14 protein-coding genes and 1 pseudogene are annotated in these 14,980 nt (G+C 46.4%); 8 read left to right on the top strand and 7 right to left on the bottom strand.

Features of this window, described 5'->3' with window-relative positions:
* Positions 1 to 62: 62 nt before the first annotated feature.
* The 4 genes from QL223_RS02450 (at position 63) to QL223_RS02435 (ending at position 4,907) form a co-directional block, all read left to right on the top strand.
* On the top strand, positions 63 to 977 hold the full coding sequence (locus QL223_RS02450; RefSeq protein ID WP_281543784.1) for a M14 family metallocarboxypeptidase: 915 nt from the start codon (positions 63 to 65) through the stop codon (positions 975 to 977).
* 127 nt (positions 978 to 1,104) lie between these two features.
* On the top strand, positions 1,105 to 1,506 hold the full coding sequence (locus QL223_RS02445) for a phosphate-starvation-inducible PsiE family protein (protein WP_002536240.1): 402 nt from the start codon (positions 1,105 to 1,107) through the stop codon (positions 1,504 to 1,506).
* 84 nt (positions 1,507 to 1,590) lie between these two features.
* Positions 1,591 to 2,028 (top strand): GNAT family N-acetyltransferase, encoded by a 438-nt coding sequence (locus QL223_RS02440; RefSeq protein ID WP_281543783.1) that lies wholly within the window; start codon positions 1,591 to 1,593, stop codon positions 2,026 to 2,028.
* 545 nt (positions 2,029 to 2,573) lie between these two features.
* Positions 2,574 to 4,907, top strand: coding sequence for a calcium-binding protein (locus QL223_RS02435; RefSeq protein WP_281543782.1), 2,334 nt, complete (start codon positions 2,574 to 2,576; stop codon positions 4,905 to 4,907).
* Positions 4,908 to 4,980: 73 nt separating this feature from the next.
* Here QL223_RS02435 and QL223_RS02430 read toward each other — a convergent pair whose 3' ends face one another.
* On the bottom strand, positions 4,981 to 6,420 hold the full coding sequence (locus QL223_RS02430; RefSeq protein ID WP_281543781.1) for a glutathione synthase: 1,440 nt from the start codon (positions 6,418 to 6,420) through the stop codon (positions 4,981 to 4,983).
* 325 nt (positions 6,421 to 6,745) lie between these two features.
* Here QL223_RS02430 and QL223_RS02425 point away from each other — a divergent pair, with 325 nt between their 5' ends.
* On the top strand, positions 6,746 to 8,152 hold the full coding sequence (locus QL223_RS02425) for an alkaline phosphatase D family protein (protein WP_281543780.1): 1,407 nt from the start codon (positions 6,746 to 6,748) through the stop codon (positions 8,150 to 8,152).
* A 91-nt stretch (positions 8,153 to 8,243) separates the two neighbouring features.
* Here the strand turns inward: QL223_RS02425 and QL223_RS02420 are convergent, their stop codons facing one another.
* Entirely contained in the window at positions 8,244 to 9,137 is an 894-nt protein-coding gene (locus QL223_RS02420) for a DMT family transporter (RefSeq protein ID WP_281543779.1), read from the bottom strand.
* A gap of 143 nt (positions 9,138 to 9,280) precedes the next feature.
* Here QL223_RS02420 and QL223_RS02415 point away from each other — a divergent pair, with 143 nt between their 5' ends.
* Together QL223_RS02415 and QL223_RS02410 are read left to right on the top strand one after the other, a co-directional pair.
* Positions 9,281 to 10,207: a LysR substrate-binding domain-containing protein gene (locus QL223_RS02415; RefSeq protein ID WP_281543778.1), complete on the top strand. Its 927-nt coding sequence runs from the start codon at positions 9,281 to 9,283 to the stop codon at positions 10,205 to 10,207.
* Between the two features lie 128 nt (positions 10,208 to 10,335).
* The gene (locus QL223_RS02410) at positions 10,336 to 10,938 is read left to right on the top strand and encodes a hypothetical protein (RefSeq protein WP_281543777.1); all 603 of its coding nucleotides are present in this window, start codon (positions 10,336 to 10,338) and stop codon (positions 10,936 to 10,938) included.
* 87 nt (positions 10,939 to 11,025) lie between these two features.
* On the opposite strand, the gene QL223_RS02405 is transcribed toward QL223_RS02410, so the two are convergent.
* From QL223_RS02405 to QL223_RS02395, 3 genes are all read right to left on the bottom strand, one after another.
* A complete protein-coding gene (locus QL223_RS02405; protein WP_281543776.1) occupies positions 11,026 to 11,211 on the bottom strand; it encodes a hypothetical protein in 186 nt (61 codons plus the stop codon).
* Between the two features lie 179 nt (positions 11,212 to 11,390).
* A complete protein-coding gene (locus QL223_RS02400) occupies positions 11,391 to 11,954 on the bottom strand; it encodes a hypothetical protein (protein ID WP_281543775.1) in 564 nt (187 codons plus the stop codon).
* Positions 11,945 to 12,352, bottom strand: a complete 408-nt coding sequence (locus QL223_RS02395) for an MAPEG family protein (protein WP_002536257.1) — start codon at positions 12,350 to 12,352, stop codon at positions 11,945 to 11,947. Before QL223_RS02395 ends, QL223_RS02400 begins: the two co-directional genes overlap by 10 nt.
* A 298-nt stretch (positions 12,353 to 12,650) precedes the next feature.
* Here QL223_RS02395 and QL223_RS02390 point away from each other — a divergent pair, with 298 nt between their 5' ends.
* Complete coding sequence (locus QL223_RS02390; protein WP_281543774.1) at positions 12,651 to 13,043, top strand: hypothetical protein; 393 nt, start codon at positions 12,651 to 12,653, stop codon at positions 13,041 to 13,043.
* A 286-nt stretch (positions 13,044 to 13,329) separates the two neighbouring features.
* On the opposite strand, the gene QL223_RS02385 is transcribed toward QL223_RS02390, so the two are convergent.
* Together QL223_RS02385 and QL223_RS02380 are read right to left on the bottom strand one after the other, a co-directional pair.
* Positions 13,330 to 14,421 (bottom strand): hypothetical protein, encoded by a 1,092-nt coding sequence (locus QL223_RS02385; RefSeq protein WP_281543773.1) that lies wholly within the window; start codon positions 14,419 to 14,421, stop codon positions 13,330 to 13,332.
* A 277-nt stretch (positions 14,422 to 14,698) separates the two neighbouring features.
* Positions 14,699 to 14,908 (bottom strand): annotated as a pseudogene (locus QL223_RS02380) (hypothetical protein); the annotation flags it as partial.
* Between the last annotated feature and the right edge of the window lie 72 nt (positions 14,909 to 14,980).

Raw genomic sequence — 14,980 nt, 5'->3', positions numbered from 1 at the left:
GCCTCATAAGGGGAAGGTGCGAATAATCACACCGTCAAAGTAACATGAGAACAGTAACAAGCATGTCTAACGCATACCCGATCGGTACACCAGGTCAACCTTGGGGCAAAAAAGAAAGAGTTCAGTGGTTGCACACTGTGAGCATCAAACGCAGCTATCAAGAAGAAGTGCTTGGAAAAATCAATGCACTGAAAGATCGTTTCGATGTCGAGCAATACGGTGCGCTCTCATATAACAAAGCTCGCTATCCACAGTTCGGTATTCGCAGCCGCAATTTCGATGCTTCCAAACCTACCATTTTGATCACGGGTGGCGTGCATGGCTATGAAACCAGTGGTGTTCATGGCGCACTGAAGTTTCTTGATACAGAAGCACTAAACTACACCGAGCATTTCAACTTGGTGGTTGCGCCATGTGTGAGCCCTTGGGGTTATGAAACCATCAACCGATGGAACCCACAAACAATCGACCCTAACCGCTCATTCTATGAAAACAGCCCTTCAGAAGAAGCGGCGAATGTGATGGCTTGGGTAAAAGGTCTGGGGGTGGAAATCTTCACCCATATCGATCTGCACGAAACCACCGACACCGACGAGTCTGAATTCCGCCCTGCGCTGGCTGCGCGTGACGGCAAGGAATATGAGCCTGATACGGTGCCAGATGGTTTCTACACCGTTGGCGACACTGACATGCCGAACACGGAATTCCAAACCGCCATCATCAATGAAGTGCGCAAAGTCACTCACATTGCACCAGCAGATGAAAACGGCAATATCATTGGCACTCCGGTAGAGCAGGAAGGCGTGATTAACTACCCAACAAAGAAATTGGGTTTGTGTAGTGGCTTCACCAATTGCCAATACGGTACGACCACAGAAGTGTACCCAGACAGCCCGAAAGTGACCGACGAAGAATGTAATGAAGCGCAGGTTGCTGCTGTTCGTGGTGCGTTGAACTACCTGCTTTCTGTTCGATAACAGCCACTTCAAACGCTCTTCATAATCGCACTCCTTCAATATTGAAGGGGTGTGCTCTTGCCAATGAGACGGCACAACTGTAACGCTTCTCGCTACACTGCCATTTTACCCAAGGATGGTGGTGAAAATGCCCAAGAACAAAAATACGTCTAAAGTCATACACTTTATGGAGAACTGCGTGCTGGTACTGATTGTGATCGCCACAATCTATGCCATTGGCGAGGAAATCCATTTAGTCATCGTTAACCGCACCGTGTCAGTCGGCGATCTTCTGCTGATGTTCATCTACCTCGAAGTCCTTGCCATGGTGCACAGCTTCTTCGAATCAGGAAAAGTACCCGTCCGCATGCCACTTTACATCGGAATAGTTGCACTGGCGCGTTACCTTATCCTGGATATGAAAAACATGGATGACTGGCGGATCCTCTCCATCACCATTGCTGGTCTTATCCTCGCGATCACCGTGTTTGTCATCCGAATCGGCCATATCAAATTCCCCTACCCCAAAGTACCGGGTGGCGAGGAATAGTTAGAATCATCTAACCCATTGAAATAGCGGGTAGGTAATGGGATAGTCTTTGCATATTCACTTCTTTGATCTAAAGGACGCTGCATGGATATATCCCTCCGCAAAGCCACTGAATCTGACATGGACTTTCTTTTCGAACTCAGAGACTTGACGATGCGAAAGTACCTCGAACAAGTCGGTATGCCAACGTCCAGAGAGAATTACGAAGCACGGATTCGCTACCAATTCGACTGCGCAGAAATCATCGAGTATTCAGGCGAGCCGATTGGATTGATAAAAGCCGCATATTGTTCAGAGACCAATATGTGGAAGCTGATTCAGATCCAGGTTCACCCTGACTATCAAGGAAAACAAATTGGCAGACGGGTTATTCAAAACCTGTTGGATCTCGCGAAAGATTCCAAAGCGAGTGTTCAATTAAGTGTTATTAAGACCAATCCAGCGCAAAAGCTTTATTCAAAGCTCGGCTTTATTCGTATCAACGAACTTGAACAAGAATTCATAATGATATGTAAGCCATAATTCGTGTTCATCTCTCTTATTAGTGCTTTTTATTGACCTAGCCACACAACACTAACCAACTCGAATTTGAAGCAATTTCTAAATTCAAGCTTACAATTCTTTTATATACTTGACTTTCACCTCAAAAAAACCACCAAATCATTCACCCAATAAAAGCGACACCCCCTCTTTTACTGCATGGAATAATAGGCACAAAAATCAACTGAACTAGCGAAAGAAAAAGCCATTTCCTACAATACCTTATTTCTAGATAGACTCTATGGCGACCAGAACCCCAACCTCAATGAGCCATGAAACATTTTAATTTACCCACTTATATAGACAAGCAACTATAAACTCCCCCATTGATTAAAATAAATTACCATCGTCGATTAGAATAAGTTATCACCTTTGAAAGTTTTAAACTAATAATTTACAACTCAATGCTTTATTAATGAAACACAAATGAATTTAAAACCTCGGTCTTAAAATAAAAACAAGACTTTCCCACCTCGATTGTTAATTTAAACCTTCTACATCAGGACAATAATAATCAGGAAGAAAATATGTCTTCAACTATGTTGGATTCTACAGATAATTCATCGAAAACCAGTGATGAGACTTCAGCGCAACCACAATTTCTCTATTCAGCAGATACCATACTCTCTCAGTCCGGTACTGAAGGGGCCGATGCCATCGAAGGCACCGATGGTAACGATTTCTTATATGGGCTCGGTGGCTCCGATTTACTATCTGGTAACGCTGGAGATGACTTTATTGATGGTGGAGCAGGCCACGATAGCATTCGCGGTGGGTCAGGAAATGACCAAGCTTATGGCGGCGAAGGAAATGACCAAATCACAAACAGCGAAAAGGCTGTCGGCGGTGCGGGCAACGACATGTTAATCGGCAATGTCGACACTAGCTACACTTTGATAGGCGGCGCTGGCAGAGATTGGATTGAAGGTTATGGAAACGACACGCTCCGCGGTGGCTCAGATAACGACGTTCTGATCAGCCTAGGGAACCAGGACAAGGCATTAGGTGGCACGGGAGACGACGCCTTACTTGTTGTCGGTAGCCTCGGTCAGGGCACTCGCCTTTGGGGCGGAGATGGTAATGACTTACTGTCTGGTAACCACAACGACCAACTGCTGTTTGGAGGTTCTGGAAGCGATACTTTCTTCTTTGGAGCTAACGTCTTAAATAGAGATTTGTACTTTACCTTAGAAAAAGGTACCGATATTTCGATAAGCTCAGGCCACGATCGAATTGTTGATTTCGAACTCGAAAAAGACGTGATCAGTATCGATAATCAAATTGCCTCGGATTTTAGCGAACTGACGATCGACCAGGTAGGTATGACTACTGTCATCACGCTTTCTGGAGATTCAACAATCACATTAAATAACACTGATGCGACTTCTCTGACTTCTGCACACTTTTCGTTTAATGACGCCATCGATCACAGTGGTATGGTGAGCTATTCACAAAATGCCATTGATAGGTTCTTAGCGTTTCGCTCAACCGACAATCAATTCGTCGAAACTCAGTCAGGGATTAGTGGACCCAGAGAATTCCGTTACACAGATGCAGGTGACGGCAATGATGCGCGTTTTGCAAGCGACGTCTCTACTGGCGGATTAGGGGAAGACACTTTCGTGTTTAATGTTGAGGGTGGTGACAATTCGCCGCAGTATATCACCGACTTTCAACCCGGTATCGATCATCTTCGATTTGATGCTGACCCCGATCTAGAAGGTTTGAATGTTGACGCCTCATCATATGCCATTGATGTTACTCAGGATGGTGAAAATACGATTGTGTCGTTAAATGGAAAAGAGACTGTTCTGATGGGTGTAGATGCGTCAGATTTCTCCATCGAACGTGACATTTCCTTCAACATATCAGCTCCACAGTACAGCGGCCTTCCTCAGCAAAATAATGTTTTTGTCGGAGGGAGTGGTGATGACGCACTCAATGGCTATGACGGTAATGACAGGCTGAGTGGCGGTAAGGGTGATGACATACTCATCGGTGGTGAACATGGCGACGTCCTAAAAGGAGAGGATGGAAACGATATTCTTGTCGCGGGTCCAGATAACTCCAGTGGTTACAACAACGATATATTGAATGGCGGGAACGGTGATGACCAGCTTTATGCTGGCTTGGGTAGTGATACCTTAACAGGTGGTCAAGGTGCAGATACTTTCTACATCGGAGCTTGGAATGCCTCCACCACGGGGGTTGGTAATACAGAGTTTGTTGTCACCACATGGCGTTACGGCGACTATGACCATACAATCCGAGATTTCAACGCCACTGAAGACGCTTTGGTGATTTCTTATCGCGTGTTCGGAACCCAAGATATTGATCTGTCCTCATTGCAATTCGCTCAATCTGGATCTGATACTTTCATCGATATCGCCGAAGGTCACTCTGTGACACTACTGAATACAGATATCTCGGAATTAACCTCTGCGAATACTGAATTCTTCCTGAACGGCAATAACGTTGTTGGCACTGACTTCAATGACCATATTGAAGGGAGTGGTGTGTTAGATGGAGGAAAAGGCAGTGATACGCTACAAGGAATCTGGAGCAATGACTTGCTGACAGGTGGTGAAGATAGTGACACCTTCATGTTCCATCATACGACACAGTTCGAGAACGACTTCGGACACGACACCATTACAGATTTTGACGTGAATGAAGACTTCATTGCATTCAAGCTTCATGAAGCAACACTGGATTACAGTCTGCTGCAAATCTCCCAGCAAGGCACCGACACTGTCATCGAAGCAACGGTAGATAACGCTTCGAATGACGGATCATTTACCATCACACTCAGTAATACAGACGCTGTGTACCTAACAGAAGATCACTTTATATTCGGTTAATCCGTGAAACTAACTTTGATGTCATTTAGGAAAATCCCACGGAATCGCGTGGGATTTTTTATGGAGCGCAGTTTCAATCGCCCTTAAACACCAACGAATCCAGCGCGCCCATTCCACTGTGAACGCCGCCTTCTGTCACCCTAGACGACTTGCTGCGGATGAGGTATCCCGCATAGCCGCCATTATCAACAACAGGCTCTCCATTCAGGTGCACGGTGAACAAGCCGATTTCACTGATCAAATCATCCACCACATAGATTTCACCTTTGCGCACCAAATGCGCCGGCTGAACTCTTGGCTTTGGGTGGAGACGACGCATCAATGCCCAGGCTTGGTATTCCTGTGGGTCGAGCGTTTTCAGCTTGGCGATAATGTCATCACCGAATACACAATGCCCACCACCTTCTCCCTGATTTTTCAGCACCCAGTCATCCACATCACTTTCCGCCACAAGCTGGGCGCTGTTTTCGTCAACCGCGACCATCTCACCGAGGAAATGCTTCACGGTCTGCGCTTCTTCTTCCGTCAGCCCGAACTGCATCAAGGATTCTGCAGATGCTGAGGAAAGTAGCATTTGAACGCGTTTGCTGGTCGCCAATTGCTGGCTAACCGTCGCGTTTACCGCCACATGGTGCTTTTCAATCATCACGCGGGTTTGGGACAACGCTTCACAGCAGGCGACATCAATGATGTCATGCGCCACATAGTCACTGAACTGATAGCCCGCCCGCAGGTAAACACAATCAATCGGACCAATCCCGTCTAACAATAAGCGATGCCCTTTACCGGTAAACAGCCCATCATAGAGTTCACGGAAGGTACGACGCACAGTTCTTATGCCGCGGGCTTGTAGTGCATGTTCCAGTAAGTGTTGGTCATACACATTATCTTCATGATCTTGCACCACCATCAAAAAGGTTGGCCTTCCCTCGTCGCCGAAGTGCGATTTGATTGATTTGGTTGCTGTCGCGACGCCGTCTGCCAGCCCTTCCAAGGCGCGGTTTTCCACCAACTCCCCGTGCTTCTCAGCCGCCCATTCTTCGTAAGGCGCGGGCCATTGAACCGTCAGATAATCATGCAATTCATGGATTCGCTGACCAAACGGCCCCATACCCGCTGCAATACCATTGAACTCCACCAGCTTCGGACCCAGTTCTGCGTCATCCATAAAATCACTGCGCATCATGAGCAGCGGTACCCTTCGGGCAGGCTCATCACCTTGGTGAATTTGCTGATGCATTTTCAGCAGTGCACGGAAAAAGATATTGCCCGTCGTAATAGGCGAAATCGCGTGATGAAGAAAATGCGAATCTTCCGACACCGCATGCACCAGTTTGCCCAGTAAGTGAACGGAAGAGGTCAGATGCTCATAGCGGGATTGGTCAATAGCCGTCGGCGTAAGGGTGAATGCAGGATGCCTTGCAGAATCTGCGGTTTGTTTGAGTGCCATACCATGGGTTAAGGCCCATTCAACCGCTTCATTCTTCGCTTTTTCAGTATTTCTGTATGCCATGATTTCGTCTCGGCTTATCAATGCGCCGCGCAGAACTGGCGGCTATTACCCCGTTATTTGTGCCACGAGCGCATAATTCAAGGCCTCAGATTTCGCTCCCTGTTCAAGTGCATGAAATCTAGGCAAGTGTTTCATACTCGCAAGTCGCTTTATCTTTTCCTTTGCGTTTTTCCATAGTCGATCTGTCACCACTTTATCCCTTATGTGGCACGTTATAGTCGTGTATATGCCTTCTTGGGCGCTCAACACAAACTTCGTATACACCCCCAATTAGCCAGAGGCATCACCACTTAATAAGAACAATATCAACCACTGGAGATAAGCAATGACGTCAATCAACAAGCTTTCGGTCGGCCCCATTGTCGGTCACGTAGACGAAAACACGGCCCGTATATTTGGCCGTGCAGACCACCAGAAACTTGATAACGGACAGCCAAGGCGAGCCTTTGGTGTAGCGCGAATACGCAAAGCAGGCAGCAGCTTCCGCTCCCCTTCCATCTTCAAAATGAACCCAAACTTCGATATGACGGGGATAGCCGTCTTTCAGGACTTAGAGCCCGACACCAAATACATCTATCAAGTTGGCTGGATCTTCTCTGATAAAGAACTCGATGAATTCAAAGCATCCACAAAGTGGGATTGGAAAGATGCAGACCAAGGCGAGTTCCAAACCGCCAGCAACGATATCCATGCGCCAAAACAATTTGTCTTCGGCTCATGCCGTTACCTATTACGCCTCTTTGGTGGAAGTTGGTTTGATAATCGTGGTGACAAAACATTCCGATCGATTTTAAAGCAGATGGAAGATGGGGAATCGGTCGACAGATTTTTGATGGTCGGCGACCAAATCTACGCGGATGATCTCAACTTTATCAGCCCCGATGAATGTGTCGACCAGTACCTGGCACGCTATCGAGACGCCTTCAGTCAAGAACACATTCGAAAACTGATGAGCTCAGTCCCGACATACATGACGCTGGATGATCATGAAATTGAAGACAACTGGCCGAGCAAAGCCACTTCAAAAGATATGACGACCAAATACCCTGCTGCCATCCACTCCTATCAGATTTATCAAATGAGCCACAGTCCGCTGCTCTCCATTAACAACGATGGAAAGCTGTCTGGCTCAACAGAGCGTTATTACTATGCCTTCCAAGATGGCTGCTGTGATTTCTTCGTGACAGACACTCGCACTGAGCGGGACCCAGAAGATGAAGAGATGATAAGTGAAGCACAAATGGACGCACTGTTGGCTTGGTTGGCGGATGGCTCTGGTCGCGTAAAATTCGTCGCGACCTCTGTCCCCTTCTTCCCGGACTTAAAGAAAGAAAACGACGACAAATGGAGCGCCTACAGACAGCAACGCGACCAAATCATCAATTGCATCCGCGACAACAATGTGCAGAAAGTCGTTTTTCTCGCGGGTGATGTCCACTGCTCCATGTCTGCTGAGCTCAATATCGCCCCGCCCGGTGAACCACAATTAAACATCTATTCCATTATTTCTTCGGCCTTCTACTGGCCATATCCGCACATGAAACGGAGCAAATTCAAACTCAAAGGCTCCGTTGCTTCTGCCACTGATGACAACGCCTATCCGTTGGGTACCGTTTCTAACGTATTTTCTGGCGATAACTTCACCAGAGTAAGCGTGACTCAGGAGCGCATCCAAATTCGGGTTTACGAGCGTAAAGGCGATTTGAAAAGCACGATGGAATTTGTTTTCTAATTACCACTAAAACGCCTGGCTCGAATCACTCTGATTAACCACAAGGGATAATATTGTCCCTTGTGGTTATTAAGCCAACGTCCGAAGCCAATCAGCAGGTCTGTGCTTTCCGCCACCACTGGAACGGGCGAATATTTCGGTTCATTGCAAAGCCCGCGAAGAGAATGGCTACCATGCCGAGCGTCATCAGTGGCGTAATGGCATTGCCATAAACCAGATAATCCACCATCACTGTTGCTACTGGGTAAACATAGGCCAGCACTGCAATCATTGGGGTTTCCAGCTTCTGGAATGCGCCATAAAGCAAAATGTACATCACTGCCGTCTGCAAGAATCCCAGCGCCAGTAACCAATACCAATGATCACCTGCTGCTGGCACTTCCTGAACGGGCGCGAAAGTCGCCATCATCAATGTGCCGAGCGCCAAGTGCACGGTCGCAATCAAGTGCGGTTTGATGTGGCTCAACCGACGGGTGATCAGGGTGGTTATCGCATACAACACGGCAGCTACCATGGCACTGCCAATCCCCCAGAGCAGATTTTCGCTCCAACCGCTGGAGAACGGATTCACAATCATCAGCACGCCAGAAAACGCCACCAGTACCCAGAGCCAGTTGTGCGCCTCAAACCGTTCGCGCAAAAACAACGCCGCAATCAACAACACAAAAATGGGTTGGGTGTGATAAGCCACCGTCGTTACCCCAATCGGCGCGAAGCTGAAAGAGGTAAACAGAAAACACCAGTTCAGCACCAGCGTTACGCCACCTGCCAACATCAACAACCATTCTCTCCCCGTGACCTTGGAAGCAATCAGATAGCCGCGCATCCAAGCGTAAAAGCCGAGAAACATGAATCCAAACAGGCAGCGATAAAACACCGCATTGAGCGCTAACTGCCCCGATTCATATACAAACACGCCGATGGTGCTCGAAAGCATCATCGCCAGAATCATTTCTACTTTACCGATAGTATTTGGCTGCATCATTTCGTCTCCTTGTGCTCGCTTCACCTGTGTGCGAGCATCATGAAGACGTTAACGGCAAAGCGCCTTTCGCGATATTTATCATAGTTAACGGGCATTAAGCGCAGCTAAACACCTGCCATCGCAAAGGAACACGAGGAAGAAAAATGGACGAGAGCAAGTTTCAGGATATTCCACCGATGAACGCTATGGTGTCGTTTGATGCAGTGATAAAAAGCGGCACCATCGCCGGTGCGGCGCAGATGCTTAACCTCACTTCTTCGGCTGTCAGCCAGCGCATCAAACAGCTCGAATCCTGGTTTCGTGCGCCCTTGTTTCATCGAAGCGGTGGCAAACTGGAACTGACAGACATCGGCCGTCAACTTGCCGCCTCCAGCACCACTGCCTTCGATCAACTGCTCGCCACCACTCACCAAATTCGTTCTGCCGCCGCCAGCAGTGAAATCACCGTGAGTGCTATTTCATCCTTCGCCTATTTACGATTGATGGAAGCCCTACCCGACTTCTACGCCGCCTGCCCAGACCTCAGCCTGACGCTGGATGCCAACAACAGCAAAGTCGACTTCCGCGCCCAATCTCTCGACCTCGCGATTCGCTATACGTATCAGCCTTATGATGAAGGCTTAGTGTTCGAAAAAATCGCCGATGAAGAGATCTTCCCCTGCGTCAGTCCTGAATTGTTGGAGCGCGTGCAAAGCGACGATTTAAAAACCCTGCTAGACCATTCCGCCATGATTATCGATTCGAGCCCACAGTTGGTGAACGTTCAACCTGGCTGGCAGCAATGGCTCAGTAAATTCGAAGACTTCGATGTGGAAGGCTACAAAAGCCTGAGATTCAATGAATACCAATACGCTCAAAAGACAGCCGTTGAAGGACACGGCGTGTTGTTCGCCCGCAGCGTGTTAGCAGAGTCCGCCATTGCCAGCGGAGAGTTGATAAGAATCGACGAACATTCCATGCCTTCTGCTTCCAGCTATTATTTAGTATCGAGAAAAGACGTGCCGCTAAAACCACCTGCTCGCGAGTTCGCCAAATGGTTCAGGGAGTGGTTTGAGATGAAGGAAGCCTGAAGCTTCGCAAATATGTCCACTCAACCAGCCGCAAGATGATGCGGCTCGTAGTTTAACTCGTTAGTAAGTGATTCTTTTTTCAGCAAAACCCATATTGGTGAGACCACACACAATATAGGTTTTTTATTATGAATCTCATCAACAACAAACGCTTTTTAAACGGCGCTATCCTTCTCACGACGTTACTCTTTGCGGTATTGGTGGCACCACTCGCTCAAGCAGCAGATGGCATTAAGGGCAAGAACCTGCTTGATGTTGCGAATTGGAAAGCGGCGACAGACAGTTTTGGCTCCAGTTTCCGAGCGGCGGATCCTCTGATTCAAGATGGTGAGATTCAAGTAGAGTTCACCTTGTCGGCCAAACAGGAAGGGAAAAACTGGCCATTCGTGGAATTGATTTGCGCGACAGATACTGCGCTTTCTGGCGTGTCGGTGGTAGAAATTACTTACCGCTCTGAGTCTGATGTTTCAGTGAAGTTCTCTCAGTCAGACTTTGGTTCAAGTGGTGATGGTTCTTACGCTCACTATCAAACCGTTATCCCAGCTTCTGACCAATGGACGACGGTTCAACTGAACGCCGATGACTTCCAACAACCAAGCTGGGCGCCAGAAAGCACCAAGAAGATTGCGCTGAACCTGGATAACGTTCAAGACATCTATCTCTCACCGAGACTGAACTTTGAAACCGGTGAAACCAGCAACATCTGGATTAAGAGTCTTCGCGTTTTGTAATCACGAACACAATCCAACAAGAGTTAACAACTCTGAACCTAAAACGCTGCTCATCAGTTTCTATAACGGGCAGCGTTTTTGTTTTCATCAGAACAGTGGGATCCAGGAACTCATATCCTTACTCGTATGCCCTTGATAATCATCTGGTCTATTAATTGCGCGATAGTTAGAGTGGAAACTGAGAGACGCAGGAATAATGGCGAGGCTGACCAGCCACAACACCAGATAATCCGAGGACAGTAAAAGACAGAAACCCAGAGACAACGACGCCATTAAGAACATTCCTACGTCACACCACATCAAGAATTTCTTCATTTTCATGAATTGCGTCCAGTCATCGATAAGCCAATCATTTGAGAATTGATGGCATGCAGAACAAACCCCTGTGTGGGGTAATGTGTCTGTATCGGTTTTACACTCAGGGCAACGGGCTTTCACTGAAGTTCCTTTCCTCAATCATCTCGGCGCAGATAAATATTCAGCACAATCAACAGCAGCAAAAACAACGGGAAGCCGATAAAGCCAAACATCTTGCTGGTGTCGGCCTGTTCTTCAAATTCTGATTGAGTACGATATTGATAAATCACAGAATCCGCTAACGCAATTTGCGCGACCATGTTCGACAGGTGCGGATAACCGAAATACGGACATTGTGTAATGGAAACGGTCTGCCCTTTTCTGGCTTTGAGCTGATTTCTATCATCGACCCAATAACCCAAGCTACCGTCAATGGTCATAGAAAAGGTTTGCTGGCTTTTCGCCAAATCCAAAACAACTCTGTTTTTTGGGGTGCGGTAATCTCGCAGTTCATAGTCTGTGGTTTCGCACTGCTCAATCGGCAAGTAGTCAGAAACCAGGATATGTGGCGTCGCCAGTGGGTAAGAACAGATGGCGATACCCATCACCAACACAATCGAGGCCCCAAACCATAAAGGACTTCGTTTATCTTTCGGTACACTGAAAATCAGGTAGCTGACGATAACCCCAACTACCAGAGAAACAATAATCAGCCCCAACCTTTAATCCCCGCAATGAACATGCCCAGCAAGCCTACCAAGCTGATAACAAAGGCTACGCTGCGGCCGAGTTTTAAGTTTAGGTAGTAGCAGAGCATGTGGAGTACACGTCCGCCGAAATAGATAAATGCACTGGTATTTACCCAATCTGGGTCGGCAGAAGAAAGGATGGCAAACAGCGAGAAAAGGATCAGAATCGCCGCGCTTTCGTTACTGTTTTCAATAGCGCGGGTCGCCCGGAACAAAATGCTCGAATGGCTTGGCTCTATCGGGTAGCCCGGAACACACTTCGCCTTCAGCCTTATCACATCGGCAACCATCAATTGAATGAAAAAAATAAAACCGGTAAGCCCCAATACCAAAACGGTATCGCTGTAAGGTTGAACAAAATCCACCATCTCTATCCCTGCATCTGACTGTTTAATATTCAGATTATTAGTCTAAGTATCCCTACAGTGTTTGATAGGTAGGCTTGTCGATATTAGTGCTCACATCACTAAAATTGATGGAAATCTCCCCAAGGTTTCCACACCTTCGTGCTTCTCACACCATGCAACTCCCCTCCATTTTCTTGATGTCACACGCACACAATGTTGTGATTTTTTGAAGGCATTCTCACCTGAAAAGACCTTACTTTTTCAAAACTATCAATGCGTTGGATAATCACCGCTAAATCGGTTAAAGGATTGACCCAAGATGCTGAAAGACGATGACTTTGAGATCGACCACGAATTCTTCCACTTCCGCAAAGACCAATATGCGCTCTGGAAAATCAAAGATGCCAGAGTCAAACAGCTCTCCCTACTGGATAACCTGCTCTATATCTTCTTCTGGATTTGGATTTTCTCCGGCGGTGTCTGGCTCGCCTACTCCCAGTTTCAAAACCAAGCTGTTCTATTGCTGGCCCTGGTTCTTACCGGCTTAGGCGCATTTTCCATCTTCAAACGCGCCAAATATTCCCTGCAATTAGAAATAAACCATGCCGACACTACTGGTGTGCAGTGGGTGAATGTGAAAAAGACCAATAGTGAGGCTGAGAGATTGGTGTTGGAGAAGCAGGTGATGGTAATTAAAGGGTTAAAGGGTTAAAGGCCAGCTAATTTAAGCTCCATATTAATCTCAAAATAAAGGTCCATCGAATATTTGCGTGGACTGGAAATGAAAACAGATGTGATGTTATTGTTTAGTCGCAAAAAAATTAACTTGAAAACGAGCATTACATTGAACAAACGGTTCTGAAAAACAGAACTCTCCGGCCGGAAGTTTTATGTTCATCATGACGTAACCAAAAATCAATCTAGCCTGTTCAACCCCCTGAAAGGTTGTCCAGGCTCATTGTGGTAATTTATAGCTATCGTTGCCTAATTGAATGGAGTCAAATAAAGGCCTCTCCATTTAGAAAACCATATTCAGCATCTGTCCAAACGGTAATTGTATCGCCACTAAAACGTTGTTCGAATACATATCCATTCAGTTCCGAACCTTGCTCTTCAGACAAACCAGCCAGTGCGAGCATTTCCGGTGAGATATGAACTGTTGCATTTGTGCCTTCTGAATATATCCAGCCGATCCCTACTAAGTTAAATGTGTCTTCACCATGACCAAGATGTGCAATAAACGAGTCCCAATCATCACCAGTATCAGAATCTGAGTGCGCTTGAATAGCATAAGCATTAATGGTTAAAACATCATCGACAGTCCCAGCGGTGGCGGTAGCAACAACTGCTTCAATTCCGCTTATCACATTGCCGGATTCTGTAGAGTTTTCCTCTCTGTAGGTTGCACCTGTAAAATCAATTTCACCACGTGCATCTGTGAGAGTGTCGAAACCTTGGCCTGCGGCATAGATGATGCCATGTTCACCACGGGGGATAAAGTTAACGTACTGATTACCTACGAAGTCTTCAATATCAAAGACAAAAGTATCACTACCCCAACCTCCTACTAAAGTATCTTGCCCTTGGCCACCATTAAGATAACTACCTTTACCTGCAAATATGTCAGAAAAGCCGCCATTGATATAATCATGACCATTTGAGCCGAATAACTTGTTACTCCCCATTCCGCCATAAATTCTATCACCGGCAATACTTTGAAAGTAAGTAAGTGCATCATCGTCTTTAGGCTCGGAATAGTACCCACCAAAGATTGTGTCATCACCTCTGCCACCGTGTAGATAGTTACCATACTTACTTCCAATTAAGTAGTCATCGCCATTGTTACCCATCAAGCGGCCACCAAAATCATCGAACAGCTCTGCCCAGTCGTTTCCATCACCACCTAAAAAACAGCCATACCCTTGAAACGAATCATCTCCTCCGAAACCATAGGTGTAATCCGCCAAAAAAGGAAAACCATCATCTCCATTTGTGCCTATAGCATACCGTTGATTATATGGGCCTATGGTTTCCCCAACGCCATCCTCAATGCTTCTTGGTTCGTAAATTGGGTACGCGCATGATGTCATAAACTTTCTCTCCATTGTGGTTTGAATATCCGCACAAGTAGAGCACGGGGCACTAGTTGAAATATACTCAAAAATAAGAAGTGTGATTTTTTGCCAAAAATTTGGTTTTGGACAGCAAATAAGCCTATTTAAGAGTCTTCGCTGTCATCATTTCATTCGGGAAAAGTCTTCATGGCAGCTCGACGAAACCTAATTCAAGGTAAAAGGGAATTATGTTTATCGGAGCTTGTTGTAAAAAATGGTTTAGGATAAATATTGTCGGGTTGTGTTAAGGTAATCAGTCTAAAATGCCAATGACATTAATTAATTCGTTTATATAAATAGATCGCTCTCGCACAGGCGTTTTAAGTTCATGGTTGTGTAACCAGAAATCAAACCAACCTTTATTCAATATGTGCAGTGAATCAAATCCCTCTTTTTTCAATGGGGCAATGGCATAGCCATAAGAAGCATGCTGGTCGTCATGGAAGGTCTTTGGTTGCATGTCTTGTTTGTAATTTTTAAAAAAAAGACTCGCAGGACAGGCACTTTTAGAAAAAGTTCGAATTATCAGTTTCAT

The sequence above is a fragment of the Grimontia sp. SpTr1 genome, assembly GCF_947387585.1.
Taxonomy (GTDB): Bacteria; Pseudomonadota; Gammaproteobacteria; order Enterobacterales; family Vibrionaceae; genus Enterovibrio; species Enterovibrio indicus.
The sequence above is the reverse complement of the archived record's forward strand: the minus strand, read 5'-3'. Positions and strand labels throughout refer to the sequence as shown.